29 protein-coding genes and 1 tRNA gene are annotated in these 22,306 nt (G+C 61.3%); 19 read left to right on the top strand and 11 right to left on the bottom strand.

Going from position 1 to position 22,306, the window contains the following annotated elements:
- Window positions 1–35 precede the first annotated feature (35 nt).
- The gene (locus ACVJ19_RS34950; RefSeq protein WP_453953611.1) at window positions 36–578 is read right to left on the bottom strand and encodes a tetratricopeptide repeat protein; all 543 of its coding nucleotides are present in this window, start codon (window positions 576–578) and stop codon (window positions 36–38) included.
- Window positions 579–827: 249 nt separating this feature from the next.
- Between ACVJ19_RS34950 and ACVJ19_RS34945 the strand changes: the two genes are divergently transcribed.
- The 4 genes from ACVJ19_RS34945 (at window position 828) to ACVJ19_RS34930 (ending at window position 3,410) form a co-directional block, all read left to right on the top strand.
- Window positions 828–1,280, top strand: coding sequence for a His-rich protein BRANT (locus ACVJ19_RS34945; protein WP_453953610.1), 453 nt, complete (start codon window positions 828–830; stop codon window positions 1,278–1,280).
- Between the two features lie 194 nt (window positions 1,281–1,474).
- Window positions 1,475–1,909, top strand: coding sequence for a hypothetical protein (locus tag ACVJ19_RS34940; protein WP_453953609.1), 435 nt, complete (start codon window positions 1,475–1,477; stop codon window positions 1,907–1,909).
- Between the two features lie 286 nt (window positions 1,910–2,195).
- Window positions 2,196–2,903, top strand: coding sequence for an outer membrane protein (locus ACVJ19_RS34935; RefSeq protein WP_453953608.1), 708 nt, complete (start codon window positions 2,196–2,198; stop codon window positions 2,901–2,903).
- Between the two features lie 264 nt (window positions 2,904–3,167).
- Window positions 3,168–3,410: a hypothetical protein gene (locus ACVJ19_RS34930; protein ID WP_453953607.1), complete on the top strand. Its 243-nt coding sequence runs from the start codon at window positions 3,168–3,170 to the stop codon at window positions 3,408–3,410.
- A gap of 13 nt (window positions 3,411–3,423) precedes the next feature.
- On the opposite strand, the gene ACVJ19_RS34925 is transcribed toward ACVJ19_RS34930, so the two are convergent.
- Both ACVJ19_RS34925 and ACVJ19_RS34920 read right to left on the bottom strand, forming a co-directional pair.
- Window positions 3,424–3,678 (bottom strand): hypothetical protein, encoded by a 255-nt coding sequence (locus tag ACVJ19_RS34925; protein WP_453953606.1) that lies wholly within the window; start codon window positions 3,676–3,678, stop codon window positions 3,424–3,426.
- A gap of 304 nt (window positions 3,679–3,982) precedes the next feature.
- Window positions 3,983–4,372: a hypothetical protein gene (locus tag ACVJ19_RS34920; protein ID WP_453953605.1), complete on the bottom strand. Its 390-nt coding sequence runs from the start codon at window positions 4,370–4,372 to the stop codon at window positions 3,983–3,985.
- 104 nt (window positions 4,373–4,476) lie between these two features.
- Between ACVJ19_RS34920 and ACVJ19_RS34915 the strand changes: the two genes are divergently transcribed.
- Window positions 4,477–4,644 carry a hypothetical protein gene (locus tag ACVJ19_RS34915; RefSeq protein ID WP_453953604.1) on the top strand — a complete coding sequence of 56 codons (168 nt, stop codon included), beginning with the start codon at window positions 4,477–4,479 and terminating at the stop codon, window positions 4,642–4,644.
- 3 nt (window positions 4,645–4,647) lie between these two features.
- Here the strand turns inward: ACVJ19_RS34915 and ACVJ19_RS34910 are convergent, their stop codons facing one another.
- Window positions 4,648–4,839, bottom strand: a complete 192-nt coding sequence (locus tag ACVJ19_RS34910) for a hypothetical protein (RefSeq protein ID WP_453953603.1) — start codon at window positions 4,837–4,839, stop codon at window positions 4,648–4,650.
- 253 nt (window positions 4,840–5,092) lie between these two features.
- Here ACVJ19_RS34910 and ACVJ19_RS34905 point away from each other — a divergent pair, with 253 nt between their 5' ends.
- The 4 genes from ACVJ19_RS34905 to ACVJ19_RS34890 all read left to right on the top strand — a co-directional run bounded on the left by ACVJ19_RS34905 (window position 5,093) and on the right by ACVJ19_RS34890 (window position 10,245).
- Window positions 5,093–6,790: a methyl-accepting chemotaxis protein gene (locus tag ACVJ19_RS34905; RefSeq protein ID WP_453953602.1), complete on the top strand. Its 1,698-nt coding sequence runs from the start codon at window positions 5,093–5,095 to the stop codon at window positions 6,788–6,790.
- 263 nt (window positions 6,791–7,053) lie between these two features.
- On the top strand, window positions 7,054–7,767 hold the full coding sequence (locus ACVJ19_RS34900; RefSeq protein ID WP_453953601.1) for a class I SAM-dependent methyltransferase: 714 nt from the start codon (window positions 7,054–7,056) through the stop codon (window positions 7,765–7,767).
- A gap of 101 nt (window positions 7,768–7,868) precedes the next feature.
- On the top strand, window positions 7,869–9,704 hold the full coding sequence (locus ACVJ19_RS34895) for an outer membrane protein assembly factor BamB family protein (RefSeq protein WP_453953599.1): 1,836 nt from the start codon (window positions 7,869–7,871) through the stop codon (window positions 9,702–9,704).
- Between the two features lie 121 nt (window positions 9,705–9,825).
- Window positions 9,826–10,245 (top strand): GFA family protein, encoded by a 420-nt coding sequence (locus ACVJ19_RS34890; RefSeq protein WP_453953598.1) that lies wholly within the window; start codon window positions 9,826–9,828, stop codon window positions 10,243–10,245.
- A gap of 355 nt (window positions 10,246–10,600) precedes the next feature.
- Here ACVJ19_RS34890 and ACVJ19_RS34885 read toward each other — a convergent pair.
- The 3 genes from ACVJ19_RS34885 to ACVJ19_RS34875 form a co-directional block, all read right to left on the bottom strand.
- A tRNA-Thr gene (locus tag ACVJ19_RS34885) sits at window positions 10,601–10,675 on the bottom strand.
- 62 nt (window positions 10,676–10,737) lie between these two features.
- Window positions 10,738–11,928 (bottom strand): tyrosine-type recombinase/integrase, encoded by a 1,191-nt coding sequence (locus ACVJ19_RS34880; protein ID WP_453953597.1) that lies wholly within the window; start codon window positions 11,926–11,928, stop codon window positions 10,738–10,740.
- Entirely contained in the window at window positions 11,925–12,374 is a 450-nt protein-coding gene (locus ACVJ19_RS34875; protein WP_453953596.1) for a hypothetical protein, read from the bottom strand. The genes ACVJ19_RS34880 and ACVJ19_RS34875 overlap by 4 nt, the downstream gene beginning before the upstream one ends.
- A gap of 120 nt (window positions 12,375–12,494) precedes the next feature.
- Here ACVJ19_RS34875 and ACVJ19_RS34870 point away from each other — a divergent pair, with 120 nt between their 5' ends.
- The 10 genes from ACVJ19_RS34870 (at window position 12,495) to ACVJ19_RS34825 (ending at window position 18,986) form a co-directional block, all read left to right on the top strand.
- The gene (locus ACVJ19_RS34870; protein ID WP_453953595.1) at window positions 12,495–12,692 is read left to right on the top strand and encodes a helix-turn-helix domain-containing protein; all 198 of its coding nucleotides are present in this window, start codon (window positions 12,495–12,497) and stop codon (window positions 12,690–12,692) included.
- A gap of 509 nt (window positions 12,693–13,201) precedes the next feature.
- A complete protein-coding gene (locus ACVJ19_RS34865; protein WP_453953594.1) occupies window positions 13,202–14,611 on the top strand; it encodes an AAA family ATPase in 1,410 nt (469 codons plus the stop codon).
- Between the two features lie 190 nt (window positions 14,612–14,801).
- Entirely contained in the window at window positions 14,802–15,104 is a 303-nt protein-coding gene (locus ACVJ19_RS34860) for a hypothetical protein (RefSeq protein WP_453953593.1), read from the top strand.
- 125 nt (window positions 15,105–15,229) lie between these two features.
- Entirely contained in the window at window positions 15,230–15,514 is a 285-nt protein-coding gene (locus ACVJ19_RS34855; protein WP_453953592.1) for a hypothetical protein, read from the top strand.
- Window positions 15,515–15,557: 43 nt separating this feature from the next.
- Entirely contained in the window at window positions 15,558–15,995 is a 438-nt protein-coding gene (locus ACVJ19_RS34850; RefSeq protein ID WP_453953591.1) for a hypothetical protein, read from the top strand.
- Complete coding sequence (locus ACVJ19_RS34845) at window positions 15,992–16,231, top strand: hypothetical protein (RefSeq protein ID WP_453953590.1); 240 nt, start codon at window positions 15,992–15,994, stop codon at window positions 16,229–16,231. The genes ACVJ19_RS34850 and ACVJ19_RS34845 overlap by 4 nt, the downstream gene beginning before the upstream one ends.
- Before the next feature lie 465 nt (window positions 16,232–16,696).
- A complete protein-coding gene (locus ACVJ19_RS34840; protein WP_453953589.1) occupies window positions 16,697–16,891 on the top strand; it encodes a hypothetical protein in 195 nt (64 codons plus the stop codon).
- Window positions 16,892–16,904: 13 nt separating this feature from the next.
- Entirely contained in the window at window positions 16,905–17,432 is a 528-nt protein-coding gene (locus ACVJ19_RS34835) for an ATP-dependent Clp protease proteolytic subunit (protein ID WP_453953588.1), read from the top strand.
- Window positions 17,433–18,200 carry a LamG-like jellyroll fold domain-containing protein gene (locus tag ACVJ19_RS34830; protein WP_453953586.1) on the top strand — a complete coding sequence of 256 codons (768 nt, stop codon included), beginning with the start codon at window positions 17,433–17,435 and terminating at the stop codon, window positions 18,198–18,200.
- 30 nt (window positions 18,201–18,230) lie between these two features.
- Window positions 18,231–18,986 carry a LamG-like jellyroll fold domain-containing protein gene (locus ACVJ19_RS34825; RefSeq protein WP_453953585.1) on the top strand — a complete coding sequence of 252 codons (756 nt, stop codon included), beginning with the start codon at window positions 18,231–18,233 and terminating at the stop codon, window positions 18,984–18,986.
- Between the two features lie 3 nt (window positions 18,987–18,989).
- On the opposite strand, the gene ACVJ19_RS34820 is transcribed toward ACVJ19_RS34825, so the two are convergent.
- The 4 genes from ACVJ19_RS34820 to ACVJ19_RS34805 all read right to left on the bottom strand — a co-directional run bounded on the left by ACVJ19_RS34820 (window position 18,990) and on the right by ACVJ19_RS34805 (window position 22,242).
- Window positions 18,990–19,124 carry a hypothetical protein gene (locus ACVJ19_RS34820; protein WP_453953584.1) on the bottom strand — a complete coding sequence of 45 codons (135 nt, stop codon included), beginning with the start codon at window positions 19,122–19,124 and terminating at the stop codon, window positions 18,990–18,992.
- 226 nt (window positions 19,125–19,350) lie between these two features.
- Complete coding sequence (locus ACVJ19_RS34815) at window positions 19,351–19,692, bottom strand: hypothetical protein (protein ID WP_453953583.1); 342 nt, start codon at window positions 19,690–19,692, stop codon at window positions 19,351–19,353.
- 1,469 nt (window positions 19,693–21,161) lie between these two features.
- Window positions 21,162–21,785, bottom strand: coding sequence for a hypothetical protein (locus ACVJ19_RS34810; protein WP_453953580.1), 624 nt, complete (start codon window positions 21,783–21,785; stop codon window positions 21,162–21,164).
- A gap of 70 nt (window positions 21,786–21,855) precedes the next feature.
- Complete coding sequence (locus ACVJ19_RS34805; RefSeq protein ID WP_453953578.1) at window positions 21,856–22,242, bottom strand: hypothetical protein; 387 nt, start codon at window positions 22,240–22,242, stop codon at window positions 21,856–21,858.
- Window positions 22,243–22,306: the final 64 nt, after the last annotated feature.

Genomic DNA, 22,306 nt, shown 5'->3' with positions numbered 1-22,306 from the left:
TGTGCCCGTTCGCTTCATTCGAAGATGCGCAGTCTTCAGTAGACGAGCGTCGCGCCGGTCGGCTTGTCGAGCGCCGCGGCAAGCGAGCGATACTCGGAGCTGTCGGTGCCGGCGAGCGATGCGATCTTGTTGAGGTGATACTGCGCCTGCTCGCGGTTGCCCTGCTCGAGCTGCCAGAGGCCGTAATACTGCCAGGTACGGACGTGGTTCGGATCGTCCTTCAGCGCCAGCTCGTAATAGACCTTCGACGACTGGTAGTCGCCGAGCTTGCGATAGGAGTAGCCGATCAGGTTGGCAACGTCGGCAACGTCGTCGCGCTTGAGCGACTTCAGCTGGTCGATCGCGCCGGTGTAGTCATGATTGTCGTAAATCGCAGTGTAGGCGGTGCGATAGGCCGCGAGGAATTTGGGATCGCTGACGGAGGAGCTCTTCTTCTTTCCCTTCTTGGACGAGGAGTCCGACTTCGGCGGCGAGGAGGGCTCGTCGCTGCCTGCGGCATAGGCGCTGGTCAGCGCCGGCCCGGCTGCGAGCGCCATGGAAACGAGGCCCGGCAGCAGAAGCATTGAGAGTTTTCGCATCTAAGTTCTCCCGTATGGAACGTGGCGATCCTACACGATTGCCCGAAGACCGGAACACCCAGGAGGGGAAAACATTCCCGCTTCGCACGATCTATTCGCCCCGCGCAGATGACAAACTTGTCATCCAGATGAACGGAAGCCTGCGATCGGCTTCAGAATGGGTTCAGCGCGCGGCGCCTAGGCTCCCACCTACGATCGAAGGGTTGGCGAGAGGGCGCCGCCTCAAGATCCTTCCAAGAGGAGACCACCATGTTGAAGACCATGTCTGCAGCCTTGCTTGCCGCCTCCGTGATCGCAGCTCCGGCCTTCGCCGCTGAAGCCGGCAAGACCACCATGACCGCGCCGGTGATCAAGGCGGACCAGACCCAGACCAAGGCGTCGACCACCGTGAAACCGGACGCCGGCATCAAGGCCGATGCCAAGACGTCGGACGTCAAGACTTCGGGTGCCAAGGCTTCCGACGCGAAGGCTTCCGACGCGAAGGCTCCCGATGCCAAGGCGCCCGATGCGAAGGCCGACGTCAAGGCGGACTCCAAGGTCGACGCCAAGTCGAAGGCGATGAATGCGAACGCCGCGGTCACGCCCGACGAGCACAAGACCGTGCGGAAGCATCGCCATCACCACAAGCATCTGTCGTCGAAGAAGTCGCTGAAGACGCAGCCGGACGTCACCAAGCCGGTGACGACCGAAAAGCGCAGCTAAGTCTGACCCCGCGCGGCGGCATCCCTGGCATTGCCCTGCTGCCGCGCGGACTTCAGGCCCGTCCCGCCGTCCGGCGCATTGCGCGAAAGCGCGAGGTGCCGGCGGCGGGCCGGTGCGCTTTGCAAGCGAATTCCCTTCGCGCGACCTTGGGGCTAGAACGTCTCTTGAGTCTGGGCGAGCGGAGAGCGTGACCTGTGGGGCGATTGGCGAAACGTGCGGTGAGCGCGGCATTGATCCTGGCATTGCCGCTGGTGCTCGCGGCGTGTTTCGGCAGCGACGGCGACCGTCCATCCCTGATGGACGGGACCCAGGCCGGAGGGCCGCAGCCCTTTCCCGACAATTTTCGCAGCGACACGCTGGCCTTGATGCGCACCTATCTCAACAATCCGGTCGGCGTGCGTGAAGCCAGCATGGCCGAGCCGGTGCAACGGCCGGTCGGTGGCCGGCAGTTCTATGTCAGCTGCCTGCGCTTCAACCCGCGTGAGACCGACGGCAGCTACAAGGGCGCGCGCGAGCGCGCGGTGATTTTCGTCAACGGACGGGCCGATCGTGTCGTCGACAAAGCGAGCGAGCTCTGCACCGGTGCGGTTTACACACCCTTTCCGGAACTGGAAAAGATGACGCGTTAGCGCAAAGCCCGCCTTCATCGCTTGGTGCTAGAACGAGGGCGGCCGGAACCGCTGGATCACATTTCAGCGAGCTTTGAACGGGGCGGATTTGCCTTGCGACTGATCGTTACGGCAGGCCCTGCGCAAACGACAAAATCTGTCGGCGCAAGGACACGTGACGGAACAAAATCGCGACGTTGCCACCCCGTCACAGTTGCGAACGATCAACGTTCCGGCATCGCTGCGAAGCAACCAAATTCACGCCACGTTGTTTGCTGAGGGTCGATTTGAAAGAACGGGGATGGATATGAAAACGATTTTCCTGGGCGCAGTCGCCTTGCTTGCGCTGGCCGCGCCGGCCGCCGCGGCCGACGTCCAGCCGCGCACCTACACCAAGGCGCCGGCCCCCACGCCGCCGCAGGTGATCTACAACTGGACCGGCTTCTACATCGGTGGTCATGTCGGCGGCGCGTTCGCCGGCGACAGCAGCTTCCAGTCGAGCGACGCCCGCTTCCTGGGCGGCGTGCAGGGCGGCTTCGACTACCAGTTCGCGCCCAACTGGGTCGTGGGTGTCGAAGCCCAGTATTCCTGGCTGCCGACCAACAACAACGGTGCCACGTTCCCGCTGGGCACGCAGGTGACGTCCAACACCGACCAGCTTGGGTCGGTGACCGGCCGGATCGGCTACACTTGGGGCCCGACGCTGCTCTACGCCAAGGGTGGTTACGCCTGGCGCAATGGCGGCCTTGGCGTCAACGTCGCCGGCGTGCCGCAGACCTTTACCGCCACCGGCAACAACAAGGACGGCTATACCGTCGGTGCCGGCCTCGAATACATGTTCGCGCCGAGCTGGTCGGCCAAGGCCGAGTACCAGTACTACAACTTTGGCAGCACGACCCTCACCTCCGGGCCAGCCGACATCGTCGGCGTCCGCGGCCGGGAGGACGAGCATACCGTCAAGGTCGGTGTGAACTATCGCTTCGGCTGGGGCGGTCCCCCGGCCTCGCGCTACTGACCCGCCAAAGGCGATCCAGTGGGATCACAGATCTGACAAAGGCCGGCTCCCCGCCGGCCTTTTGTTTGTCGGCACCGGCTTGCCGGTGGGTCGTTTGCCTCGCGTGAACCATCTGGCGCGTCATTTGCAGGCAAACATTCCGGCACGCGCTTTCTCATGCGTGTCATGGGGCTGGCGTAAAGCAAAAATAATTTTTGCCGCTTACGGAACTCGCGCTCCGGAACGCGTTAATATGGGACTTCCCGGGCTGGTGGGACGACGGTCATGCGTATCTTGGTGTCGGCAGTAGGGCTCTCGTGCTTCCTCGCCCTGCCGTGCTCTGCTCAAACAATCCTCAAATCCGAGCCTCTGATGCTGGCACCCTATGAGGTGGCCTTCGTCAAGGACGCCTCCTGTCCGTCCGGCAAGGTGCTGAAGGTCACCGGCGCGATCCGCGGGCTCCACCGCCGCAAGGCCTGCGTCGTGCTGGCTGGCGAACAGGCCTCCCTCGCGACCGCGACGCCCTGATCCGCTCCGAACCTCAGGAATTCAGCTCAAGCTCCATCCTGGACTGGTGCTCGGCCTCGGCCTTGTTCCTGGCGGGGTCCTCGCCTTGGGCGACCCGGCAGGGCTTGATCTTGTAATCATTGTCGAGCACCCGGCGCGGCCCGGCACGCTCCTCGTCGGTGCTGACATCCACGACCAGACCACTCAGCTGCGCGAGTTTCCAGACGTCGGCCTCATCAGGATAGGCCTTGCTGATTTGGGCGTCGTTGCAGAACAGGGCGTAGGGCATTCTTTCCGCTCCGGGAAAGCCCGTTAACGAATCTGCTGGGGGAGGGGTTCCGGGCGGCCAGGCGATCACGGGGGCGTGATCGGGGTGGTCAGGCCTTGAGTCGTAAACGAGTCCTGAATCCCCAAAAAAAGAATCCTTGGGACTCTCCGGCCGGAATCAGCGGATGTTTTGGCCATGACGAGCGACCTCAAAACCTCCTGCGGGCACATGCTCCTGCCGCTGACGCTGGCGTTGTTCGGCGCCTGCGCAGCCAATCTCTGGATGGTGTGGTCCTGGCTGTAAGGTCCTGACGGACGGGCGTGCGTTACTTTTCGGCCGGTGGAGGAGGGCCGGCGTCGCGGAGGGCGGCGCGGAGCTTTGTCAGGGTCGCCGCGCAATATTCCTCGCGTTCGCGCTCGAACCGCTCCTGATGCTTGCGGAAATTTGCGATCCTGGCCTGCATCTCGGTGCGGAAATCGCTGCCGGGGCGGGGCGGCGGGATCGGGACGGGCCGGGCTTGGGGTTCGGGCGGGGGTGCGGCCGGCGGCAGCTCGGTTTCGACCGCAACAGTCTGCACGGTCACGATCTCCGTGGTGACCGCGAATGCAACAGGCGGTCGCTCCGGCGGATGGAGCTCATCCTTCTTGCCGGTTACGGATTGGACGAAGGCCAGTGTCTGCGCGATCAGTGCGTCGCGCTCCGCGATCCACTTCATGGGCGCCCCCTGTTGGGCCATTCCATCAAAGCTGGAGGGGCGAATCAAGGAGGTAATCCTGCAAGGGGATTGCATATTTTTCCCGGTCGCCCGACAGTGGGCGGATGGAAGCCGGGAAAGAAGAAGAGTCGCTCGAAGTGGAGGGCTTGAGACTTGTGCGCGCCTTCCTCTCGCTGCCGCCCGATAAGCGGGCGGAGGTGATCGCATTCGTCGAGGAGCTGGCCCGTGTTCATGCCCAGGCCGAGGAGGGCGAGGGCACGCCGGCGAGATGAGTGCTACCGCTCGCGCGGTTTGACGTTCGGCACGAATGGCGCGCCGACCAGCCGGACCGGCGCCGGCGCAGCGACATCGACAGGTTTGCTCTCGGCGACCTGCCTCTCCGGCGCCTGCCCAAAGACGGGCTCGAGCAGCGCAAGCGTTCCGGCCACGATGGCGCAGCAAAGCGTCACCGTTCCCAGCAGAAGCATGTTTCGATTTTCTTCCCGGATCTGCATGAGGCCGAGAACGATCGGCGCGGCGCTTTGGTTCCGGTCGGCTGGGCGCCATCAGATGCCGGCGAAATACGCCGAAGCTTGCGTGAAGCTTACGGATGGGCAGCGGAAGGTTATTTTTCCGTAAGACTACCCGGGCCATTTGGCATCAATTTTTAACGTCCGCCGGGTTCCAATGCATGGTGCTGGGATTACGCCCTGACTGCAAAAATCATTGGAACGGCCTGAGATGCGCTTTTTGAACAATCTGAAGATCGTGTGGAAGGTTGCGCTGATCGTGGCCGTGATGGGCTGCGCGATGATCACCGTCGCGGGCTTCGGCACGCGCGAACTCTCCGCGACCGTCGATGGGTTCAGCGAGCTCGCTGCTGCGCAATCCTCCGCCCTCAACCTGACGCGCGCCCAGCGCCGCGCCGAGACCTATCACGCGGCGCTCTATGCGGTCTTTACCGAGGCGACGGAGGCGGGCAACGGCGCCCGCCTCAAGACTGCCAACCAGAACCGCAACGAGATCGGTCAATACCTCGACGCGGCGGAGAAGGACGATCCGTCCCGCGCGAGCCAGATCAAGAGCATCGGGGATCAGCTCAAGGCCGCGTTCGCCAGCTGCGATCCGGTGCTCCAGGCCGGCGCACAGGCGAGCAGCGTGGAGGAGAACGCCAAGGCTGCCGAACGCGCGCACAAGGAATGCGATCCGGTGCTGGACGCAGCGCTCGCACGCATTGTCCAGTTCGTGACCGACTCCGCACAGACGGTCAGCAAGCGCAAGGAAGCCATCAACCGCGATGCCAGGTCCGCGACCTGGACCGTGATCAGTGTCAGCGCCGGTGGCCTGATCCTCGGAATTGCAATCGCGCTGTTCATCGGCCTCAATGCGATGTCGCGGCCGATCGCCCGGCTCAAGCTCGCCATGGAGGGCCTCGCCCGCAACGATCTCAAGATCGAGGTGCCCGAGAAGGAGCGCCATGACGAGATCGGCGACATGGCCAAGACCGTCGAAATCTTCAAGACCAACGGGCTCGAGGTCGAGCGGCTCAAGGCGGCGCAGGCCGAAGCCGAGAAGCAGGCAGCCGAGCAGCGCCGCCGCGACATGATCAACCTTGCCGACGGCTTCGAGCGCGCGGTCGGCGAGATCATCGAGACGGTTGGATCGGCGTCCACCGAGCTCGAGGCATCGTCCTCGACGCTGGCCACCACCGCGCATCGCGCGCAGGAGCTGACCTCGGTCGTCGTGGCCGCTTCGGGCGAAGCCACCGGCAACGTGCAGTCGGTTGCGACCGCGACGGAAGAGCTGTCCTCCTCGGTCAACGAGATCAGCCGCCAGGTGCAGGAATCGGCGCGGATGGCCGGCGAAGCCGTCACCCAGGCGCGCACCACGACCGAGCGCGTCAGCGAGCTCTCGGTCGCCGCCACCCGCATCGGCGACGTCGTCGAGCTGATCAACACCATTGCCGGCCAGACCAACCTTCTGGCGCTGAATGCCACGATCGAGGCGGCGCGTGCCGGCGAGGCCGGCCGCGGCTTCGCGGTCGTTGCCTCCGAAGTGAAGACGCTGGCCGAGCAGACCGCGAAGGCCACCGGCGAAATCAGCCAGCAGATTTCCGGCATCCAGACCGCGACCCAGGAATCGGTGAACGCGATCCGCGACATTTCCGCGACGATCGAGCGGCTCTCGGAAGTGTCGTCGACCATCGCTGCGGCCGTCGAGGAGCAGGGCGCGGCGACCCAGGAGATCTCGCGCAACGTGCAGCAGGCCGCCCACGGCACCCAGCAGGTCTCCTCGAACATCACCGACGTGCAGCGCGGCGCCGCCGAGACCGGCTCGGCCTCCTCGCAGGTGCTCTCGACCGCCAAGATGCTGGCGAGCGACAGCACCCGGCTGAAGGACGAAGTCGGGAAATTCCTGCGCACGGTGCGCGCGGCGTAAGCCCAGCGCGGCGGCTGTTGCCCGCCGCAGGCCACATCTATCGCGCCAGCAGAAATGCGAGCGCGATAACCAACAGGACGGCCGTCATGACGACGGCCGTCACGGCGCCGGCGATGATCTTGGCCTTCTCTCTGGAGGTGGTAGAGCGCATGGGACGCGGACGAGACCGATAACGCGGGCAGATTCGCTTGCGAACAATTTCGGACAGGCCGTTCTGGTTGTATAGTGCGCCTGCGACTGAATTTCGACCAGCGTCTCGCCCCATGATCCCCGATCGTCCACCTGTGCTCGCCCATGAGCGGTTTGCCGCCGACCGCGAGAACTTCGTCGGCCTCGATCTCGCCGCGCGGTTCGAGCGGATCGAGCGGACCAACCTTTGGGGCGCGGCGAGCTCGGTGTCCGGCCTCGGCTCGGAGGATGTCGCAACGAGCGCCATCCGGGAAGCGCTTCCGCTGCTGTTGCAACGGCACGGCGTGCGGTCGCTGCTCGATGCGCCCTGCGGCGATGCGGGCTGGATCGGCCGCATGAAGCTCGATCTCGACTACACCGGCATCGATATCGTGCCGTCGCTGATCGCTGCCAACAGCGAGCGCGCGGCGCGCGGTGAGATTTCCGGTCGCTTCCACGTTCGGGACATCACGCGCGATGTGCTGCCGTCCGCCGACCTGATCCTGTGCCGCGACTGCCTGGTGCATTTGAGTTTCGACAACATCGCTCGCGCAATCGCGAACTTCCGTGCGAGCGGCGCGCGCTTCCTGCTTCTCACGACGTTTCCCGAATGGGACGACAATCGCGATTGCGAGGACGGCGACTGGCGCGCGCTGAACATGGAGAAGGCGCCGTTCGACTGGCCGCCTCCGCGCGAGCTGATCAACGAGCGCTGCGAGGAGGGTGATGGCGGCTGGCGCGACAAGAGCCTCGGCCTCTGGCAGCTCGATCGACTGCCCGATCGTGTCCGCATTGCCACGGACGTGTGACAGGCGCGGGTCGAACGTCCATTGCGCCCGCGAGCGTCCCGGCGATAGACTTTCGGTTGTGCAGCGATCTCGTATCGCGATGACCCTGCCGGAGCTCACCCATGAGAGCAAGTGCCGTCCTGGCCGCGTTGTTGACCTGGTGCTGCGCTCCGGCCCTGGCGCAGCAGCAGGACGGCGCCGCGCTCTACGCCACGCATTGCGCGCAGTGCCACGAGGGCAATGCGCAGAGCCGTGTACCGGGCCGCACCGCCATGCAGGCGATGTCGTTCGATCATGTGCTGGGGGCTTTGACCTCCGGCAGCATGGCGGCGATGGCGAAGGACCGCAGCGACGCGGAACGCCGCGCGATCGCCGTCTTCGTCACCGGCAAGACCGCAGGGAGCGGCGTTGCAGCCGACGCGGAAGGCCGCTGCACGCAGCAGCTCAGCGGCTTTCCGCAGGCCCTCGATGGTCCGCGCTGGAACGGGTGGGGCGTGGACCTCAACAACAGCCGCTTCCAGCCCGCCGATATGGCGGGGCTGACGGCGGAGCAGGTGCCGCACCTGCGGCTGAAATGGGCTTATGCGTTTCCCGGCGCCTCGGTGTCCTTTGCGCCGCCGACCATCGTGGGCGGGGTGCTGTTCATCGGCGGCACCGATCGCAAGGTGCATGCGCTCGACGCGCGAAGCGGCTGCACGCTGTGGACGTTCGCGACAGACGGGGCCGTGCGCGCCGCGATCAGCTTTGCGCAACTTCCAGGCTCCGATCAGTTCGCGGTCTTCTTCGGTGATTTGCGCGCCAACGCCTATGCCGTGAACGCGCTGACCGGTGCGCTGATCTGGAAGACGAAGGTCGAGGAGCATGCCGCCGCGCGGATCACCGGCGCGCCGACGCTGCATTCCGGCGTGCTCTACGTGCCGGTGTCCTCGCTCGAGGAAGCCGCCGGCTCGCAACCCAGTTACGAATGCTGCACCTTCCGCGGCAGTGTGGTGGCGCTGCAGGCCGCGACCGGCAAGCCGGTGTGGCAGGCCTATACGATTCCCGAGGTGCCGCATCCGACGAGCAAGAATGCGAGGGGCACGCAGCTGTTCGGTCCGTCCGGCGCCGCCATCTGGTCGGCGCCGACGATCGATCCGAAGCGCAACGCCGTCTATGTCGCCACCAGCAATTCCTATTCGAACCCGCCGGCCGCAACCGCAGACGCGATCCTCGCTTTCGAGCTCGGGACCGGGAAACTGCTCTGGAAGCAGCAGGCGACGCCCAAGGACGCCTATGTCGTGGCATGCTACGGCGCGGACAAGACCAATTGTCCCGACGATCACGGACCCGATCACGATTTCGGCCAGTCGCCGATCCTTGCGACCTTGCGTGACGGCAGGCGCGTGCTCGCCATCGCGCAGAAATCCGGCGTCGTGCACGCGCTCGATCCCGATGACGGCGGCAAGATCCTGTGGCAGACGCGGATCGGGAAGGGCGGCGCGCTCGGCGGCAGCGAGTGGGGCTCGGCCGCGGACGGTGAGCGCATCTATGTCGCCAACTCCGACGTGCGCTTTACCCGCGACGGAACGCGGCAACTCGATTCCACGCAAGGAGGAGGTTTGTTCGGCCTCGACCTCGCCAGCGGGAAGATCGCAATGGAAGTGCCCCCGGTCCCCTGCGGCGACCGTCGTCAATGCAGTCCCGCGCTCTCGGCGGCGGTGAGCCTGATCCCGGGCGTGGTGTTCTCCGGTAGCGTCAGCGGCTTCCTGCGCGCCTACGCCACCGACGGCAAGCTGCTTTGGGAGTTCGACACCGCGCAGGATTTCAAGGCCGTGAACGGCGTCCCCGCTCATGGTGGCGCGATCGACGGCCCCGGGCCGGTCATCGCCGGCGGCATGGTCTACACCAATGCCGGCTACGGCCAGTGGAGCGGCGTCGCCGGCAACGTGCTGCTGGCGTTCGAGGTGGGGACGGAGTGAGGGCGTCACTGAGTCCTTCCCTGCGCTGCGTCCGGGACCCGGCTTGAGGTTGCCTCATCGACGACGGAGGGTGAGTGGCGCTGCTCTTTCGATTTGCATGCGGCAATGGGAGGCAAATTCGATGATCGAGGCCAGCTGCAGTTGCGGCGCTGTTTCACTTTCGCTTCCAGGACCGACCAGGCTGGTCGCAGCCTGTCATTGCATCGACTGCCAGCGGCGAACCGGGGCACCGTTCGGGGTCGGTGCGTTCTACCCGGTCGAAGCCGTCACGATCTCCGGCGCGCCGAAGGAGTACGCTCGCGCCGCCGCAAGCGGCGGCAAGGTCCGCAGCCATTTTTGTCCCGACTGCGGTTCAACGGTCTACTGGCAAGCCGACAATCTGCCGGCGATGATCGGCGTTGCCGTCGGCGCCATCGCGGACCCGGATTTTCCGGCGCCCGTCAGATCGGTGTTCGAGCAATCGAAACATGCCTGGGTCGAGATCGGCGGCGCGGGTGTCGAGCACTTCGAACGGAGCAGCGTGCGGACGAGTTCAGGCTGAGGCGCAAGCATCCGCGGCCGGTGTTCGGTCAGGGACGCTGCCTTGCGTTCGACGGCGTTCCTGTTGTCTGTATCGGTTCACCGGGAGCACGGTCCAGCGGCGGGTGAGGCCTGGCGAGTCCTACCGTTCCGGGAGGCGCATCGTTGCTGGCCGTGCGGGTATTGACGCGCTCTAACGTGACTGTCGATGCAACCACAATGGCGATGGCCAAGGCGACAGCGGATAGGGCTAAGGCTGCCCGGTCATTCGGGTCCATCGCTAGACCTCCACGAGACGGCTCTGTAGTGCGAGGATAACGCCGAACCGATGATTTGGTTCTTGCGTCAGGCCATGACGGGGGTGTCGGCTAAACCAATGGTGCCGGCTGAGGGGATTGAACCCCCGACCTTCGGTTTACAAAACCGCTGCTCTACCGCTGAGCTAAGCCGGCAAAAACATGATGAATCAGTCGCTTGTCGATAATCCGGATTGAACGTTTTGGCAACCTTGGCCCTAAACTGGCCCAATGCTCAGCCCCTTAGTCAGGAGGCCGATTTTCTCGGCTGCCGACTCGTCTCCCTTCTGGGTCCTCTTAGCGTAGACCTTGAGCAGGACGCTAGGGTCATGCCCCAACCTTTTTGCAACTGTATGAACTGGTGTCCCCTGATCGAGCAGCCAAGTTCCGTGGGATACTCGCAAATCGTGAAGGCGGATTGAGAAGCCGAGGATCTTCTCAGCGCGGTGTGTGAATTGCTTCGTCACGCTGTCGGGGTGCCTGGGCTCTGTTGGCTGGCCTCCTGGGGCAGGAAAGATTAGCCAATCATCCGGGATGCGAACGAGACTGAGGTCGACATCGGTGCCTTCCGGGGCGCCCGCTACAAGCCGCAGATAGGGCTCCCGCATTCTGAGCAGCAACGCGACCAAGGTGTCGTCGAGCTTGATGGTACGCTTGCCGCGCTCCGACTTCGGTTCCTTGAAGCGAAGCCCGTGCTTCTTGGTGTATTCCAGGGCCCGCTCGATGCGCAGCGTCTTGGCGGCGGGAATGAAGTTGGACCAGCGCAACGCCAGTGCTTCGCCGCGACGCATGCCGGTGAATGCCATCAGGAAGGTGAAATCGAATAGCGTCGACCCGCGGAAGCCATCAACCAGGGAGGTGATCTTTTCCTGCTCGAGGGCTTGGCCGACATCGGAATCGCCTGCTGACGGCTTCTTGATCGCGGACGCGGGATTGACCTGAAGCAGCTTGCCGATGTCGACCGCAGCCTGGAGGCATGCCTTCAAGACGGTGGCGACATGATGCCGGGTGCGCGGCGCGAGATCGAGCTCAGCATAAAGCAACTGGATTTCGATCGGCTTAATTTGCTGGATAGGCCGGCCGCCGAGCTTTTGCAGAACGTGCTTCTTCAAAAGATCTTCATACCGGGCCACTGTCTTGTGCTGGCGCTCGGCGGCTTTCAGCGCGATCCATTCATCGGCCCATTGCGCGAGCGTCCTTTTGTCGGACGCAATGTGCGCGCCCTTGTCAGCGTCAGAGAGCAGGCTTCGAAGCTTCGCTGTTGCTTCGCCCTTTGTACCGCGGAAGGTGAGGGCGTGCCTAACGTCTCCGACGTAGTAGCGCAGCCGCCAAGAATTTTCTCCTCGCCTTTGAATGCTACCTTCACCGTGTGATCGCTTCATCGTTCGTTCGCGGACATGCCCTTTCATCCTTCCTGTCCCTCCCAGCGCGTAAGAATGCGCCCCTTGAGCGCTTCAAAGGTTAGAACAACTTCCTCTTTGGACTGATCAGGCATCGCGAAGATGAGTCGCTCGACTAGGCTTAGCAACGCGGCGCGGAACGACGCTTGATCGGCCATCCAATCGCGCGGCGTCCAATCACGATGGCCGTTGGCTGTTGCATACTGCTGCCCGGTAAAGGCGAAAGTAGAGACCAGCATCATCGCGAGATCTCGCATGTCGCTGCCGCCGAGCGCGGTCTCTTCCGAAAAGCTCTGCTCCAGCCGCCTGACCGTCTCCTCCGAAATTGTGCGGCCACTCTGCTCACTAGATCGTTTCAAGCGGTCATGTAGCGCGGGCTCTATCCGCAAATTTAGCAGAGGTTTTCGACCGCTCGGCCTGCCGACCTTTGCCGGCTTGCTCTTGGTCTTTTTCATTTCCTATCCCCAACATTCACGACGTGATGCTTTATAGCATCAAAATTTTCGTTGACACAAGAGAACAAACAGTGGATCAACGCAATTGATGATTTATAGCATCAACTCAAAGGACGTGCGATGACCCAAGACATTATCGATTTGCTGACAAAGAATCTGACCGTTCCGGTCGACGTTGCAGGAAGAGCGATCGGTCTTAGTCGGAATGCCGCGTACAGGGCGACCAAGACCGGCGAGATCCCGAGTATCAGGATCGGGGGCCGGATCGTAGTTCCGACCGCATCACTGCGGAAAATGCTCGGCCTCGAGGTCGCCTGATGTCCGCGTCTCGCATGCGACGCAATCCGATCTACGCAGCCGACATCCGCCAACTTCGCGGCATCGTGACAGTGCGATCGCAGGCGGACCGATGCACTGGGGAGACCGTCTTTAGGGTCTCTCATGTCTCGGCCGGTGGCGACGTCGCCTTCACGTCCGGACCAATCACTATTGAGGATCACGCGGACGCTGCTGCGCGTGTTCTCGCTGAATTTGTTGACGCTAGGGAGGTGAAGCTTGCTCCCTGATAAACGAACCCCCACCGCGATGGGCGGGGTTCGCTCAATTGACATCGATCAGCTTGGCGGCGATCGATCCCAAAATATCGAAATCTTTTCCCGACTGCAAGAACGACGCATTGCTAGGCGCTTCTTTGTGAGCGCTGCAGTGGCGGCAACGATTGCGCGGCTCGCATACGACGGGGACGCGAAATGAATGCCCCCATAAGCAGCTCTTCATCCCCTTCGATGCCTCTGCAATTCCCGCCATTGGCCTCGCTAACTGCCGGCATGGCCAACAGCGAATACGCCAAGGCTAGATATCTTCTATCCGGCCGCGATCCTGACGATGGCTTGCGGACTCTGGTGCTGCTCACGCAGCGCCTAACGCGCGTCCAGATGCACGGTTTTCTAGGCGACAAAGATCTGCCCGAGCACATCTGGACCGCGGCCGAGTTAAGCGGAATCGTCGACCAGCACGGCGCCGACACGGTCCAGACCGTAATTGCGGCGGCCATCGAAAAGGCGGTGACCGATCCCGGCGAGAAGATCGCCAGTGAGGCGCCCGTCGTCAGGGCAACGCCCTATGTGTGGCGCCCGCCTGAGACCATACCGGAGCGGGATTGGTTATACGGCCGTTTGCTGGTCCGGAAATTTCTATCGGCGACCGTGGCGCCAGGGGGCGTGGGCAAGTCTGGGCTCGTCACCGCCGAGACGCTTGCTCAGACATCCGGAAAGCCTCTGCTGGGCGTTAAACCGCAGCGTCCATTGCGGGTGTGGCTCTGGAATCTTGAGGACCCCCAAGACGAAACGGCGCGCCGGATTCAGGCGGCGGCCCTGCACTTTGATCTCTCCGCAGACGATATTGTCGATCGGCTATTTGTCGACAGCGGCCGTGACCAACGGCTCGTCGTCGCCACAGCAACACGAAACGGCGCTGTGATCGTCCGGCCTGTCGTCGACGGGCTTATCGCCGAGATTAGGGCGAGGAAGGTCGACGTCATCGTAATCGATCCCTTCGTGAGCTGTCACGAGGCGAGCGAGAACGATAACAACAGCATGGACATGATCGCGAAGGAATGGGCCGCAGTCGCAGACCGGGGCAATTGCGCCGTTCACCTTGTCCACCACACCCGAAAGCTTAGTGGGACCGAGACCGAGGTAACCGTCGAGTCCTCGCGCGGTGCCAAGGCGCTGACGGACGCTTGCCGGGTGGTGCGCGCCATCAACCGCATGTCGGAAAAAGAAGGTCAGGACAGCGGCGTGGACAACCCGCGCCTCTATTTCCGCGCCTTCAACGACAAGGCCAACCTAGCTCCGCCGGCGGACAAATCCGACTGGTTCAAAATCGAAAGCGTCGGGCTCGGCAACGGCCCTGACGGGCTTGGGGATAGCGTTGGCGTTGTCACGCCTTGGGAATGGCCCTCCGCCTTCGGCGAAGTCACCACGGATGATCTATTCCGCGTCCAGAAGGCAATCGCCGCGGGCGAATGGCGGCAGTCCAGGGGGGCTAAGGGTTGGGCCGGCAATGCCGTCGCCGATGTGCTCGGCATCGACCTAGGAGATCCTGCCGGCAAGGCCAAGGTCAAAACCCTGCTCCGGACATGGATCGAAAACGGAGCACTCAAGGTCGTCCAGCGACCAGACGAATCACGCCATGAGAGGCCGTTCATTGAGGTGGGCCAATGGGCGAATTGCTAAGGCCTGCGACACTCTATGAAACTGTCGCAAATCAAGTGTCGCAACTGTCGCAACCCCGATCAACCTTGCGACACTGCGCCAGTTGCCTCTCCCCCTATGGGGGGGAGGCACTTACTGGCGCGGTGTTGCTGAGAGGGTTGCTGGCGCAAAACCAAAGTGTCGCAAATCTGTCCCGGTCCGAGGCGGTGGGATGAGCGAAACCAATAGCCCGCCTGAGCCGCCAATCGCCAAGCCAATCGCAAAAACGACCGCGGAGCGGATGCGGACCTACCGCGAGAACAAAAAAGCGGAACGGGCACGCAGGGAAGCCGGACGATGCAAAATCACCGTGCAAGTCGACGGCGTAACCCGCTCTTTCGAGATCGACAATGGCGAGCTTGCAGACGGATTCGTCGACCGTCGGATTTTGAAGCAATGGGACAGCGAGAACGCGATAGCTATCGCGTTCGCCCTGGAGCAAAGGCTTAGGAAATTCATGGACGGTTGTTCGTAACGCGCGCGTAACGCGGGACGGATTTTGGATCTGCTATCAACATGTGATCATCGCGTTCGAGGAGAACAAAATTGGTGCCAGTCGTCAAAATTTCCGGAGCGAGTACTCGCCAACGGCGGGGAGTCGTGAGCATCGCCCCCACTGATGCGGACGTGTGGGGGCTCGAGATTAGGCTCGGTAAAGCGCTGGCCCATAATGACTTCGGCAGTGCCGCCTACCTTCGCGCCGAAATTAGCAAGATCAAATCGCTTGGCTATCGCCGCGGCGGGGAGCGGCGGTTCTCTCAACTTGATCTGATCGATCTCAAGATCGCGCGGGCATATCTCGCCGGCCAAAGCGACAATGCCCGATTCTTCATCGGTCAGCGAGCGAAGCAGAGCCTGATCGATATCCAGAACCGTCGCTCCTGAGAATGCCGCTAGCACGATCCGATAGGATTAGGGGGACACCGCAATGGTTAGAAAATATTTGATCGACGGCGCGCTCCTGACAGCCGAGGAAGTCGGCAAGATCAAGAATCCAACAGAAAGTCAGAAGCAGCAATTCATCCGTCAAAGCGGAATCTCGGATCAAAAATTGCGGGAGATCGAGACGATTATGGATGCGATTGCTCCTGTGATCCGTGAGTACGTTGTAAAAGCGGTGACTCCTCTGGTCGATCGCCTCATTGAGGTTGAGAAAAAGACGCTCGAACTTCAAGACCGACCGCTTGTGCCATGGGCGGGCACTTGGGAATCCGAGAAGGAATTTAAGCGTCATACGTTTTGCAGTGATCGTGGCGCGATGTGGTACGCCGTGGCCGACTCCAAGGGCGTCCGCCCAGGATCGGGTGAAGGTGTATGGCGCCTTTGCGTGAAGGCCGGCCGCGACGGAAAGGACGCTCCCCGATGACGAAGATCAGGGACATCGAGAAGATTATGGCGAAGGTGCACGAGAAAAGCATCGAGCTAATCGCTAAGTCCGAAGAGCGCTTCGTCGAGGACGTTCTGGCTAGCGGTGCGATGACCTTTGAAGAGGCCGTGAATGTCCTCCGTGATCACCGCGAGACGGTGCTGCAGGATTCAATGGACGAGAACATGGCCAAGGTGCGTGCATGGCTCGAGCGGGGCTGCACCGATCTTCATTAAGGGCAAAGCTATGTACAGGGGGGGGGACTCCGGAAAAAGGTCCCGGTTTGGACCAATACACCGCAATGGGGCTCACCGGCAGAATTTTTGGTCCCGTGGGTAGTTCGCAGGAAATCAAACAGCAGAGAAGTCCTAGCAACTAAAGGCATTTTCGGAAAGACGCGAAATTGAAAAAATCAAACAGCGCCGTTGTTCAAACAAAGAAATCAAACCGCGGCGGCCGACGTGCCGGCGCAGGTCGCCCGCCAGGTAGGCGCAATGATCCCGACGTTTACCCGGCCTGCTCTAGGGCGCTTGTGGATGCGTTGGATGGTCAAAGCCAATATCAATTCGTCGCCGCAATGATGGTCCTGGGTGGTTCACCCGATGCAATGCGACAGGCTCTGCAGCTGTCGCGCGCCGACTTCGTGGCGAAATGGGGCGGCTTCGTCAGGGATCTGTCTCGGCGGCTCCAAGGCGTTGCCCATGACAGCTGATCAGGCGACCTCGGATGAACAGGCGTCGATCGTCGAGGCCGAGCGGGCTGATCTCGCTCGGCCTCGCTCTGACGAAACCATCTACCTGATCAACGCCGATCCGCGAACGCAGCCAAAGCCGCTCCCACAATTCGTCAACCCGTTCGCGCCGACCGGAGGGCCCGGATCCCACGCTTGTCCTTGAGTTCTTCTCGAAGGTGCCCAGTGGCGTCGATATTGCCCTAGGTCGCGCTTCGAAGCGCGATACCGGCCACTTCCTCCGCCAGATCAACGGGGCGGGTAATCGCAATATTGAATGTAGGATCGACTGCGCAGGCGGAGACGCAGACAGCGCGCTCGCGATTGCGACGGCTTTGCTGCGGCATCCGTTTCGCGTCACCGCCAGGATTGCCGGGCGCTGCTCCAGCGCGGCGGTGTACATTGCGTTGGGCGCAGACAAACGGACGATCGTCCCTGATGGCTCGGTGCTGATTCACAAAGCATGCCGAGTGGCCACCCTCGCTCAATGGAAGAACGTTCGGCAGCTGCCTCCGTCTGAACGACGAAAAATCAATGAATCGCTGAACGATACTGACGATGCCACCGTGTCACTGTTGACGACGCGCCTTGGCGTTTCTGAAGACGTGGCGCGGCAATGGCTGGCTGAAGACAAAAAATGGACCGCCGAAGAGGCGCTCGCGAAAGGTTTCGTTCACTCGATCATCGCCGATTTGGAGGCAGCTTAGATGGTGGAATTTATTGCAGAGTCGTTCATGAAATGCACGGCAGACGCGCCAGATTCCGGCGATTCTGACACGACGCCATTCCCTGGCATTTCGGGCTTGATTGCGTGGTACGATGCCAGCGTCTTTTCAAGCCTCACGCTATCCGGTTCAACGATCACCAATGTCGCCGATCAGAGCGGACATAACAATCATCTCGGCGACGGAACAACGTTTGCGAAACCGACCTACAGCGCGACCGGATTAAATTCGCGTCCTGCGATCATGGTCTCACCAGGTCATGCGCTGCGATCAGCGGTCAATGCGTTCCCCATGGGGACGGGCAACACGCTGACGTTTTTCCTGGTGGGGACGTTAACGAGCCTCTCACAAACCAACGGCCGATTCATATCTTATTACGACGGCGTCGGCAGCGACTACAGCGCCGCAGGAAGCTGGATTTTCTTTCGCAATGTCGGAGCTGCCGCCGTTGGCATCATGTGCAACAGCGTGTCAACGGTGCAGAGCATCAGCTATGACACGGCGTACAGGTTCATCGGAACTATCAATTCCAGCGGCGTAATGACGCTTTACGTCAACGGAGCGGCGACGAGCACAGCGACATCGTCAGGTAACTGGATCGACAACGGAACGCTAGGCATCGGCGCCAGCATCAGTGACACCGTCGGCGTTGACGGCGCCATATCAGAAGTCGGCATCGCCACCGGCTTTAGCGATGCCACAGCCGTCGCGGCGCTGGACGCGTACCTTAAAGATAAGTGGGGGCTCTAATGTCTAGCTTTTATATATCGGGGGAAGCCCATGCTGTTTAGTCCTCAACTCGCCATCAGGAGAGCTAATAAACGCCCGTCGGGCGGCGGCGGCGTTACACCGCCTCCCGTGTCGGGCCTGATCGGCTGGTGGGACGCAAGCCAGACATCGACCCTGACGCTATCCGGTTCAACGATTACCAATGTTGCCGACGCGAGCGGGAACGGTAATCACCTCGGTGACGGGAGCACGAGCACCAAACCTAGCTACAACGCGACCGGCTTCAATTCGCGCCCGGCGATCGTCGTGTCTAGCGGTCACGCGCTCGCATCGACCAATCCGTTCCCGCTGGGGACTGGCAATACGTTGACGTTTTTCTTTGTGGGCACTCTTACGACTTCGGCCGCAAGCAATGCGCGCGCCATGTCGTACTTTGACCATGTGGCGAGCGACTACAGCAGCGCGGGCGGTTGGATTTTCTTTCGCAATGGCACTGGTGCCGCCGCCGGCATTATGCGCAACACCGTGTCGACGGTGCAGAGCATCAGCTATTCAACGCCATATCGTTGGATCGGCACTGTCGATTCCAGCGGCGTCATGAAAATCTACGTCAACGGCACTTCCACCGGCTCGGCCACGCAGTCGGGAAACTGGATTACCAATGGCGCGCTCGGTATCGGCGTCAGCATCAGCGACGGTTCGTATTGGGACGGCGCAATTGCGGAATGCGGCATCGCTACAGCCTTCACCAATTCGACCGACGTTGCGACGCTTGACGCTTTCCTTCAAGCCAAGTGGGGGCTGTGATCGCTACTTGCCGGCCACGGCGCGCATTGCGTTATTGAACATTTGCTTTCGGTAGGCCGCGCGCTCTTTCAGGCGCGCCTTGGCCAGCATCGCCACGGCAACAAGGATGAAAAAAGCCACGGTCACGATGGTTGCCATCGTCGTCTAGCTCCCGGTGGAACATTCGGGAATCCTGAATCAACCCGGAGTCGAGCGCAAGTGGAATTTTACGCCTTTGGCCGCCTTTGGCCCACTAATGATTGAGGGGGCAGATGCCGGGAGGGCAGAGACGTAGATTCTGTCGTTAACCTGAAGTAGTGGGCGCAGTGCTTCGCCCTATCTGAAACCGCAAACGCGGACGAATAGCTAAGTGGGGCCTCCGGCTTCAGGACTCCCGATCACGGCGACGCCTTAGGTCGACCTGATCCAGCCGATCATAGATTTGGCGGTTTATCACCGCATCTTCCCTTTGACCTCTCTTGCGATGAGCCAGGAAGATCAAGCCAGCAACGGCGCCAATTGTGGTGATCAGCCCAATGCCACCGTAGAGATACCACCAGTTCATGCCGCGATAAGAGGTGATCTGACGTGACTTGGCGAGTCCTTTATTCGCGTGGTTGACGGTTCCACGATCATCCGAGGTGGATGCCGGCCTCCCGGCTTTCTTACGCCGGTGCGCGTCCATCACTCGAATTCCTAGGAACGAGAGCCCCTGCTGTCCGTTCATTGATCAGTCTTGCATGCGATCCTTTGGCAAGACGTTGTTCCGCGACTAAGCTCCAGCTCGTCCCCCCGGCGGGCTGGGGCTTTTGTTTTGAGGCCGATTCACAAATGTGAATCCTCCCGGGATCATTTCAATTCTTACGCCGGTGCGCGTCCATCACTCGAATTCCTAGGAACGAGAGCCCCTGCTGTCCGTTCATTGATCAGTCTTGCATGCGATCCTTTGGCAAGACGTTGTTCCGCGACTAAGCTCCAGCTCGTCCCCCCGGCGGGCTGGGGCTTTTGTTTTGAGGCCGATTCACAAATGTGAATCCTCCCGGGATCATTTTCTGGGATGAAGCTGTGTTTGCGGCGGCAAACCTCTCGGTCCCAGCTCGTTTTTCGATCCGGAAAAACCTCCAGGCTGGGGCCGATGTGGTTAGGACGCGCAGGGCCGGCTAGTTCATCTTGCGGCGCAGCTTCTGGATGATCGCGCGCAGCTCGGCTGCATACTCTCAATGATCCGCCGCGCCTCCTCCAGCAGGGAGGGCTTGGGCTGTTTCACCTCGCTCTGTTTATCGGGCTCAGACATGGCGAAACGGTCGTCCGGGGGCGGCGAGACCGTTGAGCTAGATCAATGAGGCGGCCTTAGTCTTCCCAGATCAGGTTGTGGCAGTCTCGGCAGCGATAGACATTCACCGAGGTGCCTTTGGCTGTGTCCGGAAGCGCTAGGTAAAACCGTGGGACGCCATCGCAGAGCGGGCAATGGCTCGGCGGCTCTCGGGATGGCAGAGGCTGTCGCGGAGTACTCATGGCGCGCTCCTTTCAAAGGCGGGAGCGCGCGTCTCTCTCAGTCACCGAACGCCTCACGGGCATAGGTCGGTGATGTCAGAATAATCTTCCTGTTCCCGGTTGGTTGCTAACGAACTTACGACAGCCTGAGATTCAACTTAGGACAGTCAGATACGGATAGTACCCGATCGAGGTGGCCGGAGAGGCGGCCCCGGCTGCCAGTGCTGGGGGGTATGGCCGGGGTCGCTCCGCCGGCTCGGGCGGCGAGCCAGCAGATGACAAACTGCCAGCCGGTTCCCTGTTCCTATTTGAGCAAATCTTGACCCGGCGGCAGCAGCCTCACATAGGTGCCGCTCTCGTGCAGCTCGAGCCAGCCGCACTCGGCTGCGAACTTGGATGCCGGCTCTGAACTCTGCGCCTGTCGCTTTGCAGCCGTTCTGCGACAGGAACGGCGCGTTGACTTTCTCGATGTGGATGCGGCCGTCCTGCACCGCCCTCGATGCTCTTGGTGAGCTCGATCAGCTTGCGCGCGGCGGCCTCTAGATCGGCAAAAGGCCGGCTCGGAGCGGACTAGTCACACCGCGTCCTTACGATCGAGTAGGTTCGCTAAGTTGTTCCACGCCAATGCGATGCGCACCCAGTTTTCGCGCTCCAAGGGGGCACGTCGCTGAGCTCCGGCAACAGGGGACCAGCCTAGGTCTCTTAGGGTTGGGCCGGACGCTTCATAACCAATGTATGCACCTTGTCGTCGGTCGCGACCTTTAAGAGAACTCTAAGCTGATAGTTAGGGTCGCTGAGTTGGATTCGATGGCAGTTTAGTAACTTGACGATTTTCTTCATCGTGCGAAGAATCTCCTCGAAATCGCCGGACCTGAGCGGTTTCAGATCGCGCATTGTCCCTCTGTGCAATGTGTTCCCTGTTTCGTGGTAAAGCGCGATTAATTCCTTCTTGGTGAGGAACCCGGCTTTAGTTTCTTCGAATCTTAAAGCGTTTCCGTTCTCGTCGCGGATTTCTTTGAGCGGGGTCGGATAGAAGGCGGGATGCAGTACATCGAGCTTATTGAGAATGGCGTCAGCTTGATACGTCTTTTTCAGCTTGCCGGATTTCGTAGCCGGAATATCGCCGTGCGCCGCCAGAGAAGCCAAAGCGATAGTTTCGCAAATAAGTCGGAACTGCAAATAGCAAAACTCGTAAGCGGCCATTTTGGGGAGGTTGTATTCCCTTCTAGCGGCTGCTCCGACGTAATCGACCCTGTAACGCACCTCCGTCATGAGATCGCTGTAGAGATTGTAGAGCGCCAGTTGTTTGTGCGGGTCAATTGCCATGCGATAAGGGGGCGGAACGGATGGCCGCCGTGTATGGAGGGCGAGCGCAAGAGAAAACGGCTACTTTTTGCTAGTCCTTTAGCTGCTTTGCAAGCTCGTCTATTACGTCAACATCGCCGATTCTATGAGAACCCAACGGAAACGTTGTTCGGACACCGGAAACATAAGGAGCAACGAGTTCGATGTAGTCGCCGATCGCCACCTCGAGTCTCCAGAATTTCATCTTCAGTTCGATGATGTCCTCATCGCTGTAGCAATACCGCGCCCGCCAAAATCTAGAGAAGTGATCGATCTTTGGCTCATATGCGTGAGTCCTGCCGGTGTTGTACTCAGGCGGCATCAAGAATGATCCGAGTTGCGCTTGGGTGATCATTTCGCCGTTTGCTTTGGTCGATGTGTATTCGATGTTCTCGACCCCGTGCGGGGGAATCGCATTTTGGGCGGCTATCAAAGCCATAGAGCCACACACCGCCAATCGCGGCGACCAGCGCAATGGATACCGGGGTCAACTTCATGGGAAG

This window comes from Bradyrhizobium sp. USDA 376 (assembly GCF_054063675.1).
This window is presented reverse-complemented; position numbering and strand designations above follow the sequence as displayed.